Here is a 16,838-nt window from a genome sequence, read left to right as displayed (position 1 = left end):
ATGGGACTTGAGGACGCCAAGACGCAGGTGGACCGCGCCTTCGGCAACGAGGATCGCGGCCTGGCCTTCGAGAACGCCTTCGGCGGCGCCACGAGCTTCCTGCGCCGCCGCTACACCAAGGACGTGACGGGGGCCGACCTCGCCATCCTGGGGGTGCCCTTCGACCAGGCGGTGACGCATCGCCCCGGCCCCCGCTTCGGGCCCCGCGCGATCCGCGAGGCCTCGACGCTCCAGCCCTTCGACCCGCCCTATGGCTGGCCCTTTGACCCGCTATCCGAGATGACGGTGGTGGACACCGGCGACCTCGCCTTCGACTACGCCAAGCCATCCGAGTTTCCTGCCACCCTGACCGCCCGCATCGCAGAGATCCTGTCCCACGACATCGGCACGGTGGTCCTGGGCGGCGACCACTTCATCACCCTGCCGATCCTGCGCGCCTATGCCGAGGCGCACGGCCCCATCTCCATCGTCCAGTTCGACGCGCATTCGGACCTTTGGGCGGACGACGACATGGACCGGCTGGACCATGGGACCTTCCTCTACAAGGCCGTCAAGCAGGGCCTCGTGGACCCGGAGCGGTCGGTCCAGATCGGCATCCGCACGGTGACCGAGGATCGGCTGGGCATGCCCATGATCGACGCCCGCGCCGTCCACGAGGACGGGCCCGACGCCGTGGTGGAGGAGATCCGCCGCATCGTCGGCGCGGCCCCCGTCTATCTCAGCTTCGACATCGACGCGCTCGACCCCGCCTTCGCGCCCGGCACCGGCACCCCGGTCTGGGGCGGGCTGCATTCCTGGCAGGCGGCGGCGATCCTGCGCGGCATGGCGGGCCTGCGCGTCGTCGGCGGCGACGTGGTCGAGGTGTCCCCGCCCTTCGACCCGACGGGGGCCACGGCCATCGCGGGCGCGCATGTCGCGACCGAGATCATGTGCCTTTACGGCTGGTATCGTCTGGGGAAGTAGGCCGCGGCGCTATGCCGTGAACGGACACTTGCGGGACCGGGCGGTGCGCGAACGCGCCGTCCATCCCCGCCGGGCATCCTGTCCCTGGACCGCCCAGGGAGTCCGCCCATGCCCACCCAAGACCGCTACGATGCCGCCCTGCAATGCCGGGAAGCGGCCATGGCGCTGTATGTGGAGGTGCGGCGGATGCGGCTCGCCCGCGAACGGGCAGCGGCGCTGCGGGAAGGAAGCGTCGGGCCGGAGCGCCATGCGCCCCGGCCCGCCAGCAGGTCAGAAGCCCGACTTGATCTCTTCGAAGGTCTGCGCGTGCCGTTCGCGCGACTCGATGGAGATGGGGAGCTGCGCGAAGATCGGGGCGGTGATGGTGCCCAAGCCCGAAGCGGTCAGGTCCTCCTCGGTGATCTCGCCCATGCCGGCGGTGTTGGCGCTGCCCCAGCCGGCGGCGACCAGCACGGGCGCGGTCTGCGGCGACAGGAAGGCGTTGGCGTAGTCATAGACCTTGTCCTCGGAGCCGGGCCCGCCGACCATGTTGACGAGGCCGCAGAGCCAGACCGACGACCCCTCGGTGGGCTCGCGCTGGAAGCCGATGGGGCGGCCCTCCTCCTGCATGGTGGGGTAGGTCTCGTTCCAGGCCCAGGCGACCAGCACCTCGCCGGTGGACATGAGCTGGGCAAGCTCGGCCGGGTCGGTCCAGTAGGTGCGCAGGTTGGGATGGATCTCGCGCAGCCAGGCGGCGGCGGCCTCGAACTGCTCGTCGGTGGCGTTGGTCCAGTCGGTCACCCCGGTGGCGAGGTAGGCCAGCGCCCAGGCGTCGTCGACGTTGTCGGGGATCGCGATCCGGCCCGCATAGGCGGGGTTGCGGAACACCTCGAGGCTGGCCACGTCCTCGGCCGGGACCTCGTCGGGGTTGTAGGCGATGGCGGTGGTCCCGAAGTCGGTCGGGATGAAGAAGGTCTCAACCTCGCCGCCGATCTGCGTCCCCGTGAGGTTCGCGTTCAGCGTCGTGGCGGCCTCGATCCTCGACATGTCCCAGGCCTCGATCAGGCCCGACTCCTGCCATTTGGGCACAGAGCCCGAGCAGATATGGGCGACATCGGCCTGAAAGCCCGAGCGGACCTTCTGGAAGGCCTCTTCCTCGTCCCCGAAGAACGAGAAGGTGGGCGAGGCGCCGTTCTTGTCGAGATAGGGCTGGTGGAAGTCCGGCGTCTCGAAGCCGGGGTAGTCGAGCACCGTCAGCTCGGCGTCCTGCGCCCGAACGGCGGCGCCCAGGGCGAGGAAGGAAAACGACGCGGCACCCAGAAGGGTCGCAATCTTCATTGGTCGATGTCTCCCGTTGGACAAGTCCTGCGATACGGGAACGTTAGGAAGCCCCGTCCGCCCCTTCAAGTGCCGAATCCGACAGGGGTTCCGCCGGAGCGCGCCGTCGTGACCGGACGCGATGACAGGCGATCCCCTTGCAGGCTCGCGCCGCGCCTGCCACCCTCACGACCGAGGGAACGGGACGGGGCCCACAGCCGGGCTCCGCCCGCAACCGGCCCGACTGCTCCGCCGATCCAAGGATTGCCCATGAAAGCCCTGCTCGTGGAAAAGGATGACGCCGGCCTGCGCGTGGCGGTCCAAGAGGTGCCCGACGACCGGCTGCCCAAGGGCGAGGTCACGGTCGCGGTGCGCCACTCGACCCTGAACTACAAGGACGGGCTGTGCCTGACCGGCGGGGGCGGGCTCGTGCGGACCTATCCGCATGTGCCGGGCATCGACTTCGCCGGTGTCGTGGAGGAGTCCTCGGACCCCCGCTGGCATCTGGGCGACGAAGTCATCCTGACCGGCTGGCGCGTGGGCGAATCCCGCTGGGGCGGCTACGCCACACGCGCCCGCGTCAAGGCCGACTGGCTCGTCCGCCGGCCCGAGGGGCTGTCACTGCGGCAGGCCATGGCGGTGGGCACGGCGGGCCTCACCGCGATGCTCGCGATCCATGCTCTCGAGGCGCATGGGTTGGAGCCGGGGCAGGGCGAGGTGCTGGTCACCGGGGCTTCGGGCGGGGTGGGAAGCGTGGCCGTCGCGCTTCTGTCCGCGGCGGGGTATCAGGTCGCCGCCGTCACGGGACGCCCCGAGACCGAGGCCTATCTCCGCGATCTTGGCGCGACACGGATCGTGCCCCGGTCCGACCTGGCCGAAGCCTCGCCCAAGCCCCTCGAATCCGAGACCTGGGCCGGCTGCGTCGATGCCGTTGGCGGACCGATGCTGGCGCGGGTGCTGGGGCAGATGACGTATCGCGCCTCAGTCGCCGCCGTGGGCCTTGCCGGTGGGGCGCAGCTTCCGACGACGGTGATCCCGTTCCTGCTGCGGGGGGTGAACCTCCTTGGCATCGACTCGGTCATGGCACCCATCCCGGAGCGTGAGGCCGCCTGGACCCGCATCGCCCGCGACCTGCCCAAGGACCGGCTCGACGCGATGACCCGCCCCGCTACGCTGGAGGAGTTGCCCGAACTCGGCCGCGCGATCCTCCGGGGCGGCGTGCAGGGGCGCGTCGTCGTGGACCTGTAAGCCGGGCCGCATATCCCGGCCGCCCCATCCTCATCGTTCAATTCGGATCACTGCCGCAATGACAACGCTCGACACCGCCTGGGTCCGCGCCCAGTTCCCCGCCTTTGCCGCGCCCGCCCTTCAGGGGCAGGCCTTCTTCGAGAACGCCGGAGGCTCCTTTCCCTGCGCACAGGTGGTGCACCGCCTGACCCGCTTCTACACCGAGCGGAAGGTCCAGCCCTACGCCCCCTATGCCGCCTCGCAGATCGCCGGGGCCGAGATGGACGAGGCGCGGGAGAGGCTGGCCGCCATGCTGGGCGTTCAGACGCACGAGCTGTCCTTTGGGCCGTCCACGACGGCGAACACCTATGTGCTGGCCCAGGCCGTCCGGCGCTGGCTGAAGCCCGGCGAGGCCATCGTGGTCACCGACCAGGACCACGAGGCCAACACCGGCCCCTGGCGTCGGCTGGCCGAGGACGGCGTCGAGGTGCGCGAGTGGCGCATCGACCCCACCACCGGACACCTCGACCCCGAGGCGCTGGCCCCGCTTCTGGCGGACGGACGGGTGCGGCTCGTGTGCTTTACCCATTGCTCTAACGTCGTCGCCGAAGTCAATGATGTTGCTGGAATTTGCGCCATGGCCGCTGCCCTTGGCGCGCGCACGTGCGTGGACGGGGTGAGCTATGCCCCCCACGGGTTGCCCGATGTGGGCGCGCTGGGCTGCGACGTGTACCTGTTCAGTGCCTACAAGGTTTATGGGCCGCATCAGGGCCTCATGGTGATCCGCGAAGGCTTTGGCGCCGAACTTCCCAACCAGGGCCATTTTTTCAACTGCGACACGCTCTACAAGCGCTTCACCCCGGCGGGGCCGGACCATGCGCAGATCGCCGCCTCGGCGGGGATGGCGGACTACTTCGAGGCGCTGTCACTGCATCATGGCGGTCCGGCCACAGGCGCAGGCGCCGCGCGGGCCTCGCATGATCTCATGCGCGCAAGGGAGGTCGCCCTGCTCCAGCCGCTTCTCGATGCGCTTGTGGGCCGCAACGACGTGCGGCTGATCGGGCCACAGGATGCCGCACTCCGTGCGCCGACCGTAGCGGTGGAACTGCCCGGCAATGCGGAGGCCGTGGCGGCGGCCCTTGCCCCTCATGGCATCATGGCGGGGGGCGGCGACTTCTATGCCGTGCGGCCCCTGCAGGCGCTGGGCATCGACCTGGACAAGGGCGTGCTGCGGATGAGCTTCACGCATTACACCTCGGAGGAGGAGGTGGATCGCCTTCTCCACGCGCTGGACGCGGTGCTGCCCGGCTGAGCGCCCTCGCTGGCGCGGCCCGCTGCGCTAGTGTTCCCTGCGCGCAGGAGGACCGCCGCCCATGACCGATTCCGCCACCCCGATCCTGATCTGGTTCCGCCGCGACCTGCGGCTGACGGACCATCCGGCCCTGAGCGCGGCCACCGCCACGGGTCGGCCCGTCATCCCGGTGTTCCTGTGCGACGAGGGCGTGGAGGCTCTGGGCGCGGCTCCCCGGATGCGGCTGGGACTCGGCGTCGCGGAACTGGCCAGGAGTCTGGAGGCGCTAGGAAGCCGCCTGATCCTGCGGCGGGGGGCCGCGCTGCCGACCCTTCGGGCACTGGCCGCCGAGACGGGGGCGGGCGCGGTCTGGTGGACGCGGCTCCATGATCCGCTGTCGCGGCGACGCGACGATGGGGTCATGCAAGGGCTTGGGGTGGAAGGGCGGGCCTTTCCCGGCCATCTCCTTCATGAGCCCGAGGCGATCCGGACGGGCGCGGGCGGGGGGTTCAAGGTCTATGGCCCCTTCTTCCGGGCCTTGCGCGCCCGCGATCCGGGCGAGCCGCTGCCCGCGCCGAGCCGCTTGGCGCCGCCCCGAACTTGGCCACAATCCGAGGAGTTGGCCGGCTGGCGGCTCGATGCCGCGATGAACCGCGGCGGGCCCATCGTCGCGGCCTGGCAGAACCCGGGCGAGGCGCGGGCTCGCGAGCGGCTCGACCGTTTCGTCGCCGAGCGGATCGGCGGCTATGCCAAGGCCCGGGACTACCCGGCGCAGGACGGCTCCTCGCGGCTGTCCGAGAACCTGACCACGGGCGAGATCAGCGCCCGGACCTGCTGGCATGCTGGGACGGCGGCGCTGGACCGGGGCGAGGCGGGGGCCGAGCAGTTCCTCAAGGAACTGGCGTGGCGCGACTTCTCGCATCACCTCCTGTTCCATTCGCCGGGGATCGCCACCGATCACTGGCGGCCGGAATGGCGCAGCTTTCCCTGGGCGCAGGACGCGGATTCGCCGCTGGTCCGGGCGTGGCAGAGGGGGCGGACGGGCATCCGCCTTGTCGATGCGGCCATGCGCGAGATGTTCGTCACGGGACGGATGCACAACCGGGCGCGGATGATCGCGGCCTCCCTGCTGACCAAGCACATGATGACCGACTGGCGCGTCGGGCTGAAATGGTTCGAGGACTGCCTGACCGACTGGGACCCGGCGGCCAATGCGGTGAACTGGCAGTGGGTGGCGGGGTCGGGGCCCGACGCCTCGCCGTTCTTCCGCATCTTCAGCCCCCAGTCGCAGGCCAAGGCCTATGACGGCAAGGGAGAGTACGAGCGGATGTGGGTCGCCGAAGGGCAGGCCGCCCCCCCGGCGACGGCGCTGAGCTTCTTTGACGCGGCGCCCCGGTCCTGGGGGATGTCGCCCCGCGATCCCATCCCCGCGCCGGTGCTGGACCTGGCCATTGCCCGCGAGGCTGCGCTCGCGGCGTTCCGCGCCCGGCCGCGACCGGGCGACGAGGCGTCTGAAAACGCGTGACAAAATGGCCCGAACCCTTAACCTGCCGTTAACGTAAGGGCGAGGGCCGGCACCGAGATGATCTTCACGTCCACCGAAGGGCAGGAGAACCTGCCGCGTTACTTCACGCAGGTCTTCGGAGCGGCGAGGGGTCTGCCCAAGGGACGGCTCGACATCGTGCTCCCCGACGGGCGCCGCTTCCGGGCCGAGGGAACGGAGCCGGGCTACGTGGCCGAGATCGCCGTCCACAATCCCGACCTGTTCGCCCGCACCGTGCGCGAAGGGCATCTGGGCTTTTCGGACGCCTACCTCGAGGGGTGGTGGTCCACGCCGGACCTCCTGGCCTTCATGGACTTCGTCAACGACGACGCCGACCGGCTTTACGACAGCTTTCCGGGGGCGTTCTTCGTGCGCGCCTACGAACGGATGCGCTTCTGGCTGCAGCGCAACACCAAGACGCAGGCCCAGAAGAACATCAGCCAGCACTACGACCTGGGGAACGCCTTCTACGGGCTCTGGCTGGATCGGACGATGACCTACTCCTCGGCGCTGTTCGACCGGGGGCAGCAGAGCCTCGAGGCCGCGCAGCGCCGCAAATACGAGAGCATGGTGGATGGCATGGGCGCGCAGCCCGGCGACCACGTGCTCGAGATCGGCTGCGGCTGGGGCGGATTTGCCGAATACGCCGCAAAGGAGCGGGGGCTGCGGGTGACGGGCCTCACCCTGTCGCGCGAGCAGCTGGCCTATGCGCAGGAGCGGATAGAACGGGCAGGGCTCGGGGACCGGGTGACGCTGAAGCTGCAGGACTACCGGGACGAGACGGGGGTCTATGACGGCGTGGCCTCGATCGAGATGTTCGAGGCCGTGGGCGAGCAGTACTGGCCCGTCTATTTCGAGACGCTGAAGCGCTGCCTCAAGCCGGGGCGGAGAGCGACGCTCCAGATCATCACCATCGCCGACCATCGCTGGGAGCTGTACCGGTCCAGCGTGGACTTCATCCAGAAGTACATCTTTCCGGGCGGCATGCTGCCCAGCCCCAAGGTCCTGCGCGCCGAGGTCGAGAAGGCTGGGCTGCGCCTCCTTCATTCGATCGAGTTCGGGGACAGCTACAGCCAGACGCTTCGGCGCTGGCACGAGACCTTCAACGCCCGCTGGGACGAGGTGGCGCGACTTGGATTCGACGACCGTTTCAGAAGAATGTGGAACTTTTATCTGGCCTCTTGCGCGGGCGCTTTCCGTAGCGGTAGCTGCGACGTCACCCAGATCACCATGACCCGCCCCGCCTGAGGGGGAAGCGAGCCCGCCATCATGCCGACCTCTGCCAAGCTTGCCGCTGCCGTCCTGTTCGGCGTCCTGGCGTGGTTCGTCTCGGAGCTGGTCAAGCCGCTGTTCCCCGAAAGCAGCGGTCTTGGCCGCTTTTCCGAGTACAATGCCCTGATCGGACTGGTCATCGGCTGGCGCATCTGGGGGCGGAGGGCCCGGACGACCTGGGCCAATGCGGTGGCCTACGGGCTGACCAGCGCGTTGGCCACGACACTCGTGACGCTGTTCCTGCACAGTCTGGGCCGGATGGTCGCCCAATCCTTCCGCAGGGTCTATGATGGTCCGATGGAAGCCCTGGTGGATGTTGCCCAGTTGATGATCAAGAATGGGCAGATGATTCTGACCCAGGAGGTCGTGGTCACCCTGCTGGTCGGCGGAGTCCTTGGCGGACTGGCCACCGAATGGGTGGCGCGCAACTACTCATGACGACATTCTTCTTCTACGGCACCCTGCGCTACCGACCCATGCTCGAGCTGCTGTCGGGCGGCACGAACGGGGCCTCCTGCCGCGAGGCGGTGCTGCCCGGCCATCGCGTGCTCCGCTCGGTCGAGGGCGACCTGCCGATCCTGATCGAGGACGGGACCACCTCGGCCAAGGGAACCGCCTGGACGCTGAGCCAGGACGCGCAGGAGCGGCTCGACGCCTATGAGCTGCCCTTCGGCTACACCCGGCGGCCCGTGACGGTGCTGGCCGAGGGCCAGCCGGTCGACGCGCAGGCCTACTTCCCCCCCGGGTCGCTGGAAGCGAGCGGGGAGGACTGGTCCTACGAGGGCTGGCTTCGTCATTCGCTGCCCCTGCCGATGCGCCGCGCGGCCGAGATCGCCACCAACGAGCCGCCCCTTGGCGGAGAGGCTTTGCAGGTGCAGGGGTCCATGATCGACCACCGCGCGGCCGCGTCGTTGCGGGCGAGGGGGATGCCGACCCGGTTGCGCCACAGGGCCGGGCCCGAGGACTTCGAGCTTCGGCGGGCCGGACCCCCGGCGGGCACGTTCTTCCGCTTCGAGGGGCTGGAGATCGACCACCGCCGCTTCAACGGGGAGCGCGCGACGGGGCTGTCCCGCGAGGTCATGGTGGGCGCCGACGCCGCCTTGGTCCTGCCCTACGACGAGGCGCGCGACCGCGTGCTGCTCGTCGAGCAGTTCCGCACCGGGCCCGCGCGCCGGGGCGACCCGCAGCCCTGGATCCTGGAGCCGGTCGCGGGACTCGTGGACGCGGGCGAGACGCCCAAGGAGGCCGCACTGCGCGAGGCCAAGGAGGAGGCGCATCTCGACCTGGGCTCGCTGATCCCGATGTTCACGGGCTACGCCTCTCCGGGGAACGCGACCGATCACTTCTTCGCGTATCTTGCGCTCTGCGACCTGCCCGACGACCATGCCACCAGCGGCGGCCTTGAGGCCGAGCACGAGGATCTGAGGCTGCACCTGCTGCCCTTCGAGGAGGCCATGGGCCTTGTGGAGAGCGGCGAGGCCAACGCCGTGCCTCTCATCTCCATGCTGCTCTGGCTGGATCGCTGGCGGGCGAAGCGCCGCTAGGACGGCATCATCGGCGTTCCTGCCTCCCTTGAGTTGGCCTCGGTCGCCGCCTAGACAGGGGCGGCAACCAGAAGGCCGCCCTCCATGTCCCCGATCAAGCCCGACCTTGCCGCCACCGTGGGGAACACGCCCCTGATCCGGCTCCGCCACGCGAGCGAGGCGACCGGATGCGAGATCCTCGGCAAGGCCGAGTTCATGAACCCCGGCCAGTCGGTCAAGGACCGCGCCGCGCTCTACATCATCGAGGATGCGGTGCGGCGGGGCGAATTGCGGCCCGGCGGCACCATCGTCGAGGGGACGGCCGGCAACACAGGCATCGGCCTCGCGCTGATGGGGGCGTCGATGGGGTTCAAGACGGTCATCGTCATCCCCGAGACGCAGAGCCAGGAAAAGAAGGACATGCTGCGCCTGGCAGGGGCCGACCTCGTGCAGGTGCCGGCCGCGCCTTACAAGAACCCGAACAACTACGTGCGCTATTCGGGCCGACTGGCTGAGGAGTTGGACCGCGCGCTGCCCAACGGCGCGATCTGGGCCAACCAGTTCGACAACATCGCCAATCGGCGCGCCCATATCGAGGGCACCGCGCCCGAGATCTGGGACCAGACCGGAGGCAAGGTCGACGGCTTCGTCTGCGCCGTGGGGACCGGGGGCACGCTGGCGGGCGTGGCCATGGGCCTTCAGCCCAAGGGCGTGAAGATCGGGCTCGCGGACCCCGAGGGCGCCGCGCTGCACAGCTTCTACACCGAGGGCGTCTTCGACATGCCCGGATCGTCGATCACCGAGGGCATCGGGCAGAGCCGCATCACCGCCAACCTGGAGGGGGTCACGCCCGACTTTTCCTGGCGCATCCCGGACGCCGAGGCGCTGCCCATCGTGTTCGACCTTCTGGAGCACGAAGGGCTGTGCCTGGGCGGGTCGTCGGGGATCAACGTCGCGGGCGCGATCCGCATGGCCAAGGAAATGGGGCCGGGCCACACCATCGTGACGATCCTGTGCGACTATGGCACGCGCTATCAGTCGAAGCTCTGGAACCCCGACTTCCTGCGGGACAAGGGGCTGCCGGTTCCGGGCTGGCTCGACCGCGCGCCCGCCTCGATCCCGGGCGTATTCGAGGACTGATGCGCGCGGTCCGGGCCTGCCTCGCCGCCCTTGTCCTGGGGCTTGCGACGCCTGTCCTGGGACAGGAGGCCAACACTGCCCCTGCCGCCCAGGACGCAGCGGCGGAGGACGGGCAGGCGGGCCCAGCCACCGAGGCCCCCGGCGGCGGACCCGACTACGCCGCCTGGGCCGAAACCGCCGCGCGCGCCGAGGCCCTGTCCGAGTCCGGGCGCGGATCGGCCTTTGCCCTGAGCCGCCTGCGCGAGGAGATCGTCGCCTGGCGCGACGTGTTCGCCACCGCGCAGGCCGCCAACGCTTCGCGCATCGCCACCGTGGAGGCTCAGATCGCCGCGCTGGGCCCCGCTCCCGCCGAGGGAGAGCCCATCGAGGACGGCCGCGTGGCCCAGCGCCGGGCCGACCTGACCGGCTCGCTGGCCCGACTGCGGGCTCCCGGCCTTCTGGCGCAGGAGGCGTATGTCCACGCGGACGGCCTTGTTGGCGAGATCGACACCCTGTCGCGCGGCCGTCAGGCGGCGGCCCTTCTCAGCCGCAGCGCGCCGCCGCTCGATCCCCGGATCTGGCCCGAGGTCGGGGATGCCGTCCTGACCCGCACCATCGGACTCTGGAAGGAGCTGAACACCTCGGTGCGGAGCGAGGCCCGGCGCGAGGTCTTTGCGGTCAACTGGCCGCTGGCGCTCGTGTTCCTGGTCATCGGCGCGGCGGTGCTGGCCCGCGGGCGCGGATGGGTCGCGATGCTTGGGGCCCGCTTCCTGGCCGCGAGGACCCGGGGACGGTTCCGCGGCCCGCACGCGGTGAATGTGGCGACGCTGGCCACCTCGGTTGGGTACGAGCTGGTGCCCCTGGCCGGGCTTCTGTCGCTGGCCTGGGCCGTCGACGCCTCGGGCCTGTTCGGAACGCGGGTCATGGCGCTGATCAACGCGGTGCCGCTGGCGGGGGCCTGCGTCCTGGGGACTGCATGGCTGGCGCGGCTGTTCTTCGCCTCCGACCGCGTCAACCCCGCCCCCTTCGATTTCCCCTCCGAGTCCAAGGAGGACCTGGGGTCCCGCCTGCGCCAGTCCGGCTGGATCCTGGCCGCTGACGTGGTGGTGCGCGCCTTTCTGTCGGTGGGCGACATCGCGCCCGAGGTGAAGGCCGCCCTGCTGTTTCCGGTGGACCTGCTGCTGGCCCTGGTGGTGTTCCGCCTGGGCCGCAGCCTCGCCCGCGCCGGCGCCCCCTCGGCCGGGCAGGAGGAGGACGAATCCACCCTGTTCCGCCGCCGCATGGTCACCTTTGCCGGGCGGGCGATGATCGGCGTCGCGGTGGCCGCGCCCGTCCTGTCGCTTCTGGGCTTTCACCGGGCGGGCAGCGCGATCCTGTTGCCCAGCGTCATCACCCTGGGGCTGCTGGGCCTGCTGATCGTGCTGCAATGGTTCGCCACCGACGTCTATGCCCTGCTGACCCGCCGCGAGGACACGATCCGCGACGCGCTGCTGCCAGTGCTGGTGGGCTTTGCGCTGTTCCTGCTGGCGCTGCCGGTGCTGGCCCTCATCTGGGGAGCCCGGCCCGAGGATCTGGCCGAGGCCTGGACGCGGTTCCTCAACGGCATCACCGTGGGCGAGACGCGCCTGTCGCCCCGACAGTTCGCGACCTTTGCGGTGATCTTTGCCGCGGGTTGGTTCCTGACCCGGCTGTTCCAGGCCATGCTGCGGTCGACGCTGCTGCCCAAGACCAGGCTCGATGCCGGGGCGCAGAACGCCGTCGTGTCGGGCCTGGGCTATCTGGGCCTGACCCTGGCCGCGCTGCTGGCAGTGACCATCGCGGGGCTGGACTTGTCGAACCTTGCCATCGTGGCGGGGGCGTTGTCGGTGGGCATCGGCTTCGGCCTGCAGAACATCGTCCAGAACTTCGTGTCGGGCATCATCCTGCTGATCGAACGCCCCTTCAACGAAGGCGACTGGATCGAGGTCGGGCCGCGCATGGGCTACGTGCGCGACATCTCGGTCCGGTCCACCCGGATCGAGACCTTCGACCGGACGGACGTGATCGTGCCCAACGCGGACCTCGTGTCGGGGCAGGTGGTGAACTGGACGCGCGGGAACCTTGTCGGACGGCTGGTGATGCCCGTGTCCGTGGGGTTCGGCAACGACGTGGATCACGTGATCGCGGTCCTGCGGTCCGTGGCCGAGGCCAATCCCATGGTCCTGCTGTCGCCGCCGCCCGCCGTGATCCTGGCGGGCTTCGGGGCGGATGTGCTCAACTTCGAGATCCGGGCGATCATCCGCGACGTGAACTTCGGCACCACCGTCCGGAGCGAGATCAACCAGGAGATCGCCCGCCGCTTCCTTGAGGAGGGCATCCACACCGCCGCGGTGCCCCCGCCGCCTCCGCCGCCGCCCAAGCCTGTCCCCGCCTGAGCATTCTGCGTGACGCCGTTCCATCTTTGGTTACCGCCGCCCCTTGCATCCGCCCCCGCGCCAAGGCTAAGGAGCGCCCAACGGAGCGGTGGCCGAGTGGTCGAAGGCGCACGCCTGGAAAGTGTGTAGGCGGGAGACCGTCTCGAGGGTTCGAATCCCTCCCGCTCCGCCACGGACCCTAAGTCATTGAGACCGTTCGGCAAAGGCCCGAATAGCTACGTCATATCCGTGGGTTCCGAGGACCTGTTTGCCGCAGACACGCCCCGTCCCCGCCTGATCGCCCGATCATCGGCTCGGCGTCTCTGAGCCCCTCGGGGCGCGGTGCGATTTGCGCAAGCTGCGGCGGTTTACAGGGAATCTACAGGGATTGTGCGAGAAGCGTGGTGGGTCTGATTGACGGTTTTCGCTCGACTCATTTGCTCCAGGCCTTATGGCACACGTCGGCTTCTGGAGCGGGGCTGGCTCTGTCTGGAGCGGGAGTGACGACTGATCTGGTCCACTCTGGTCTACGATGCGTGACGCCGCAGGGCCGGATGGGCCTGCGGCGTCGGTGTGATCGGTAGCGCTGGATGAGAGTGCCTGACTCGCGGGCTAGCTGGGTCAGCCTCGGCTGTGAATAATGGGCGTCCCGCTGCCGGTGATCCAGTGCTGCCCTTGACCCCGAACACCTGCTCCTGCTCGGCCCAGTCCAGGGGCAAGGCGGTGCGCACGATGCGCTCTAGCGTGAGGTCCAGGGGCTGAGTGCCCTCCACGATGGCGGCCTGAATGAGGGGTGAGAGGAACGCCAGCTCCGCCCGTCGCCGGATGAAGGTCTCCGACCGGCTTTCCCGTCGGGCGATGGCCACCACCGACTCGCCTCGGCGCATGGCCGCGGCCCAGCGGTGCGCCTGGGCCAGGGCCCGCAGGAGCGTGCTGTCCGGCGCAGCCTCCCGCTGGCCGGCCACGATCCGCAACTCCACGCCGCGTCGGCGCATCTGCAGCGGCGCCTCTATACTGAGGAGGGCGGGACTGAGCGCCTCGACCGGAGTGGCAAGCTCGGCCGCAAGTGCGCTGCCGTCCAGCGCCAGGCGGATCTGCCCGGGCCCGATCTGCCCCGAGGCGATGATCCGGCGCAGGAGGCTGTCGCGCGTGGCGGCCTCGCGCAGGCCAGTGACCAGGGCCATGGCCGCCGTCTGCAGCGCCTCTGCGCCCAAGACGTCCGGCTCGGACAGGAGCGCATGGCCATCCGCTGCCCGCTCCAGGTGCTCGGCTAGGACCTTCGCGACCGCCCCCTCCAGCTCAGGCGCCGTCAGCCGCCAGCCGGAGGGGTTTGCTCCTCCGGCGATGAGCCGGTGCGAGGTGTAGTACCGCAATCTCCGTTTTCCCTTGACGCTGTGAGTGGGCGTGAGCCGGTCGCCGGTGTCGTCGCGCAAGAGCCTCGTAAGAGGCGCGGCTTCCGCAGGTGACAGGCTAGGTAAGTTTGCGATCCTGAAACCAGCCTTTGGCCTCCTCCGACTGCCCGCACTGGCGCCGACCTCTGTCACCCACGCCGCGAGCCGGCCCCGCCGTCCTCGTGGCCGGGCGCTCGCCTCTTGCATGCGGGCCTGCACCCTGTCCCAGAGCTCCTGGTCCACGATGGCAGGGTGCAGCCCGGGGAAGGCTTGGTCCTTGTGCTTGGTGGGCGCTGTCAGAGCGATGCGGCTTGAGCGGGGCAGGGGGCCTGCTACTCTCGCCAGATGACCCAGCACGGTCCTTGTCGGTCCGTCCGCACCAGCCCTGAGATCATCCGGCTCGCGGTGATGCTTTACGTCAGGTTTCCGCTCTCGCTCCGGGACGTCGAAGACCTTCTCCACGAGCGGGGGATCGAGGTGAGCCACGAGACGGTGCGGTTCTGGTGGCTGCGCTTCGGCCTGATGTTCGCAGCCGAGATCCGCAAGAAGCGGATAGGCCAGATGCGTTCCTCACGCTGGCGGTGGCACCTCGACGAAGTGTTCGTGAAGGTGAACGGGGTCCAGCATCACCTCTGGCGTGCCGTGGACCACGAAGGCGAGGTGCTCGAGGCCTATGTCTCCAAGTATCGGGACAAGAAGGCGGCCCTGAGGTTCCTGCGAAAGCTAATGAAGCGGCACGGGCGAGCCGAGGAGCCGGTGACGGATGGGCTCAAGTCCTACGGGGCAGCCCTCAAGGCGATCGGCGCCGAAGGTCGACAGATCACCGGTCACTGGGAGAACAACCGGATCGAGAACTTACACCTGCCGTTCCGAAGGCGAGAGAGGGCGATGCTGCGCTTCCGGCGCATGCGAGGTCTGCAGACCTTCGTTGCCGTCCACTCCTCGATCCACAACCTCTTCAACACCGAACTGAGCCTACCAAGCCGCCCTATCTACAAGCTGAACCGTGCCGCCGCTCTCGCTGAGTGGCGGCAGCTCTGCGCCGCCTGAGATTCCACGCACCTGCCAAATTCGAGACGAGTTCGCATCCGTCTGACAGCACCAGCGCGCCTATCCACCTGTCCAATGACTACCGCCCGGCCCCGACCTGCAAGGGGGGTCGATGGATGATCAAGCGGACCCCCAGCCAGGACACCCCGGGACGCTGTGGGGCTAATGGGCTCATCCATCTGATCCGGACCCGGCTTGTGGACTTCATCAAGGCCAGCGGTCAGCTGCATCGCACCGAAAGGCCGAAGACATGATCGCCCCGCTTCGATCCCTCACACCACCACATCAGCAGTTGCAGACCCTGCGGCCATCCAGACACGACAGCACCATCACGTCCAGTGCCCAGAGACAAGCTGGGTTGGACGATACAGGCGGGCTCATGCTTTCTTCTCCGGCAGTGCCGTCCTAGGGCCACCTCGGACGACCTCTCTCGCATGTAGGAGTGCAAGCCCGCCACTGGTCCGCATGCAAGGCAGCGCAAAGTGTCCGGAACGAGCGTCGGGTCCTGTTTCACTTAACCCGGTTTTCACCGCGCCCGAGCAAGGCTCGGGTCAGTCCGGCGTTCATCGAGTCTGGCTGCTTCCAGGCCGTTCGCCCGGTAGCGGCGCACGACCGTGCGCCGACCCAAAAGGACAGTGGCGATGAGCATTGAACTCTACTCGATCAGTCAAACCCCGCTGCAGGGCGGATGGCTGACATCCTCGTGGAAGTCGGGACAATCAACGATCCTGGAATGGCAGAACGACAACGTAGGCAAGTTGGCGGACGGCACCATAACGTTGACCTTGGACAAAACGGGCGTGAGTAACCCGTGGGCCAGCGGCGAGATCCAGTCCCAGGACAAGGACGCCCTGGGCACTTGGAGTTGGACTGCCCAAGCGCCCAAGATGGTGGACGGCGCCGTATTCGGACTGTTTACCTACCAAGCCGATTATAGGAACCCTTGGCTCGAGTTCGATTTCGAGTTCGTTGGCGCGGACACCACTCATGTGGAGCTGGCGATGCACATGGCCCAACCGGACGGCTCCGTGCGCCACCATGGGCAGACCGTCGCGCTTGGCTTCGATGCGGCTCGAGGCTTTCACGACTATGCCGTCACCGTGACCGGCACCGATGCGACCTTCACCATCGACGGCAAGGTGGTCTCGGTCATGGATGTTTCCGACTTGGGCCCGGGAGCGGTGTGGAAAACTGGCGAGATGAAGTCCTATGTAGACCTGTGGCCCGCCGATCCACGATATAACGGCTGGACCGGTGTCTGGACGGGCCAGGCTGTCCCGCTGACGGCCTATGTGCGGAATGCTTCCACGCCTGGCTCCCTTCCCACGACGCAACCTGATCCAACTCCAACGACGCCACCCGGTTTGACGCTGAACGGCGACGGAAAGGCGAACAGCCTTTCAGGCCAAGGCGGCAACGATCTCATTCGTGGACATGGCGCCGGTGATCATTTGCATGGTCGGAGCGGCGACGATGTCATCTACGGCGGCTCCGGGGACGATCAAGTCTGGGGCGGGCTCGGCAATGACACCCTCCTGGGCGACGGCGGCAATGACCGTTTCGGCGGCGGAGCAGGTGACGACCGCCTCGACGGCGGGCTCGGCAACGACACCATCACCGGCGGGACTGGCAACGACACCCTTCTGGGGCGCGATCGCGACGACACCCTTCTGGGAGGCGACGGAAGCGACTTCCTCCAGGGCGGCATTGGCAACGACACCCTCGACGGCGGCGCCGGCGCGGACAGGATGGAGGGCGGGACTGGCGATG

Annotated in this window: 13 protein-coding genes and 1 tRNA gene; 12 read left to right on the top strand and 2 right to left on the bottom strand. The window is 68.8% G+C overall.

The genetic code is table 11. The features are described 5' to 3' along the window. A complete protein-coding gene (gene speB / locus FHG66_RS00070; protein WP_139074495.1) occupies nucleotides 1-963 on the top strand; it encodes an agmatinase in 963 nt (320 codons plus the stop codon). 270 nt (nucleotides 964-1,233) lie between these two features. Here speB and FHG66_RS00065 read toward each other — a convergent pair whose 3' ends face one another. Then, complete coding sequence (locus FHG66_RS00065) at nucleotides 1,234-2,280, bottom strand: extracellular solute-binding protein (RefSeq protein WP_139074494.1); 1,047 nt, start codon at nucleotides 2,278-2,280, stop codon at nucleotides 1,234-1,236. 249 nt (nucleotides 2,281-2,529) lie between these two features. Between FHG66_RS00065 and FHG66_RS00060 the strand changes: the two genes are divergently transcribed. The 9 genes from FHG66_RS00060 to FHG66_RS00020 all read left to right on the top strand — a co-directional run bounded on the left by FHG66_RS00060 (nucleotide 2,530) and on the right by FHG66_RS00020 (nucleotide 12,820). Next, nucleotides 2,530-3,507 (top strand): MDR family oxidoreductase, encoded by a 978-nt coding sequence (locus tag FHG66_RS00060; protein ID WP_139074493.1) that lies wholly within the window; start codon nucleotides 2,530-2,532, stop codon nucleotides 3,505-3,507. A gap of 58 nt (nucleotides 3,508-3,565) precedes the next feature. Continuing rightward, nucleotides 3,566-4,798, top strand: coding sequence for an aminotransferase class V-fold PLP-dependent enzyme (locus FHG66_RS00055; RefSeq protein ID WP_139074492.1), 1,233 nt, complete (start codon nucleotides 3,566-3,568; stop codon nucleotides 4,796-4,798). Nucleotides 4,799-4,859: 61 nt separating this feature from the next. Further along, the gene (locus tag FHG66_RS00050) at nucleotides 4,860-6,302 is read left to right on the top strand and encodes a cryptochrome/photolyase family protein (protein WP_139074491.1); all 1,443 of its coding nucleotides are present in this window, start codon (nucleotides 4,860-4,862) and stop codon (nucleotides 6,300-6,302) included. Nucleotides 6,303-6,359: 57 nt separating this feature from the next. Further along, the gene (locus FHG66_RS00045; RefSeq protein ID WP_139074490.1) at nucleotides 6,360-7,568 is read left to right on the top strand and encodes an SAM-dependent methyltransferase; all 1,209 of its coding nucleotides are present in this window, start codon (nucleotides 6,360-6,362) and stop codon (nucleotides 7,566-7,568) included. A 21-nt stretch (nucleotides 7,569-7,589) separates the two neighbouring features. Then, nucleotides 7,590-8,030, top strand: coding sequence for a TrgA family protein (locus FHG66_RS00040; RefSeq protein WP_139074489.1), 441 nt, complete (start codon nucleotides 7,590-7,592; stop codon nucleotides 8,028-8,030). Then, nucleotides 8,027-9,136, top strand: a complete 1,110-nt coding sequence (locus FHG66_RS00035; RefSeq protein WP_176556064.1) for an NUDIX domain-containing protein — start codon at nucleotides 8,027-8,029, stop codon at nucleotides 9,134-9,136. The genes FHG66_RS00040 and FHG66_RS00035 overlap by 4 nt, the downstream gene beginning before the upstream one ends. A gap of 84 nt (nucleotides 9,137-9,220) precedes the next feature. Continuing rightward, on the top strand, nucleotides 9,221-10,255 hold the full coding sequence (locus tag FHG66_RS00030; protein WP_139074487.1) for a cysteine synthase A: 1,035 nt from the start codon (nucleotides 9,221-9,223) through the stop codon (nucleotides 10,253-10,255). Next, nucleotides 10,255-12,648: a DUF3772 domain-containing protein gene (locus FHG66_RS00025; RefSeq protein WP_139074486.1), complete on the top strand. Its 2,394-nt coding sequence runs from the start codon at nucleotides 10,255-10,257 to the stop codon at nucleotides 12,646-12,648. Before FHG66_RS00030 ends, FHG66_RS00025 begins: the two co-directional genes overlap by 1 nt. A gap of 82 nt (nucleotides 12,649-12,730) precedes the next feature. After that, nucleotides 12,731-12,820, top strand: a tRNA-Ser gene (locus tag FHG66_RS00020). Nucleotides 12,821-13,154: 334 nt separating this feature from the next. On the opposite strand, the gene FHG66_RS00015 is transcribed toward FHG66_RS00020, so the two are convergent. Beyond that, nucleotides 13,155-14,000 (bottom strand): hypothetical protein, encoded by an 846-nt coding sequence (locus FHG66_RS00015; RefSeq protein ID WP_176556063.1) that lies wholly within the window; start codon nucleotides 13,998-14,000, stop codon nucleotides 13,155-13,157. Nucleotides 14,001-14,363: 363 nt separating this feature from the next. On the opposite strand from FHG66_RS00015, the gene FHG66_RS00010 reads away from it, so the two are divergent. Further along, the gene (locus tag FHG66_RS00010; RefSeq protein ID WP_139074484.1) at nucleotides 14,364-15,068 is read left to right on the top strand and encodes an IS6 family transposase; all 705 of its coding nucleotides are present in this window, start codon (nucleotides 14,364-14,366) and stop codon (nucleotides 15,066-15,068) included. Nucleotides 15,069-15,709: 641 nt separating this feature from the next. After that, nucleotides 15,710-16,838: family 16 glycosylhydrolase (locus tag FHG66_RS00005; RefSeq protein ID WP_139074483.1), on the top strand; the 1,129-nt coding region annotated here is incomplete at its 3' end.

This window comes from Rubellimicrobium rubrum, from assembly GCF_006152115.1.
GTDB classification, from domain to species: Bacteria; Pseudomonadota; Alphaproteobacteria; order Rhodobacterales; family Rhodobacteraceae; genus Rubellimicrobium; species Rubellimicrobium rubrum.
The sequence above is the reverse complement of the archived record's forward strand: the minus strand, read 5'-3'. Positions and strand labels throughout refer to the sequence as shown.

What these genes read in the sequence shown, in the direction of transcription:
- speB (WP_139074495.1), top strand. Translation starts at nt 1, where the DNA reads ATGGGACTTGAGGACGCCAAGACGCAGGTGGACCGCGCCTTCGGCAAC.
- FHG66_RS00065 (WP_139074494.1), bottom strand. Translation starts at nt 2,280, where the DNA reads ATGAAGATTGCGACCCTTCTGGGTGCCGCGTCGTTTTCCTTCCTCGCC.
- FHG66_RS00060 (WP_139074493.1), top strand. Translation starts at nt 2,530, where the DNA reads ATGAAAGCCCTGCTCGTGGAAAAGGATGACGCCGGCCTGCGCGTGGCG.
- FHG66_RS00055 (WP_139074492.1), top strand. Translation starts at nt 3,566, where the DNA reads ATGACAACGCTCGACACCGCCTGGGTCCGCGCCCAGTTCCCCGCCTTT.
- FHG66_RS00050 (WP_139074491.1), top strand. Translation starts at nt 4,860, where the DNA reads ATGACCGATTCCGCCACCCCGATCCTGATCTGGTTCCGCCGCGACCTG.
- FHG66_RS00045 (WP_139074490.1), top strand. Translation starts at nt 6,360, where the DNA reads ATGATCTTCACGTCCACCGAAGGGCAGGAGAACCTGCCGCGTTACTTC.
- FHG66_RS00040 (WP_139074489.1), top strand. Translation starts at nt 7,590, where the DNA reads ATGCCGACCTCTGCCAAGCTTGCCGCTGCCGTCCTGTTCGGCGTCCTG.
- FHG66_RS00035 (WP_176556064.1), top strand. Translation starts at nt 8,027, where the DNA reads ATGACGACATTCTTCTTCTACGGCACCCTGCGCTACCGACCCATGCTC.
- FHG66_RS00030 (WP_139074487.1), top strand. Translation starts at nt 9,221, where the DNA reads ATGTCCCCGATCAAGCCCGACCTTGCCGCCACCGTGGGGAACACGCCC.
- FHG66_RS00025 (WP_139074486.1), top strand. Translation starts at nt 10,255, where the DNA reads ATGCGCGCGGTCCGGGCCTGCCTCGCCGCCCTTGTCCTGGGGCTTGCG.
- FHG66_RS00010 (WP_139074484.1), top strand. Translation starts at nt 14,364, where the DNA reads ATGACCCAGCACGGTCCTTGTCGGTCCGTCCGCACCAGCCCTGAGATC.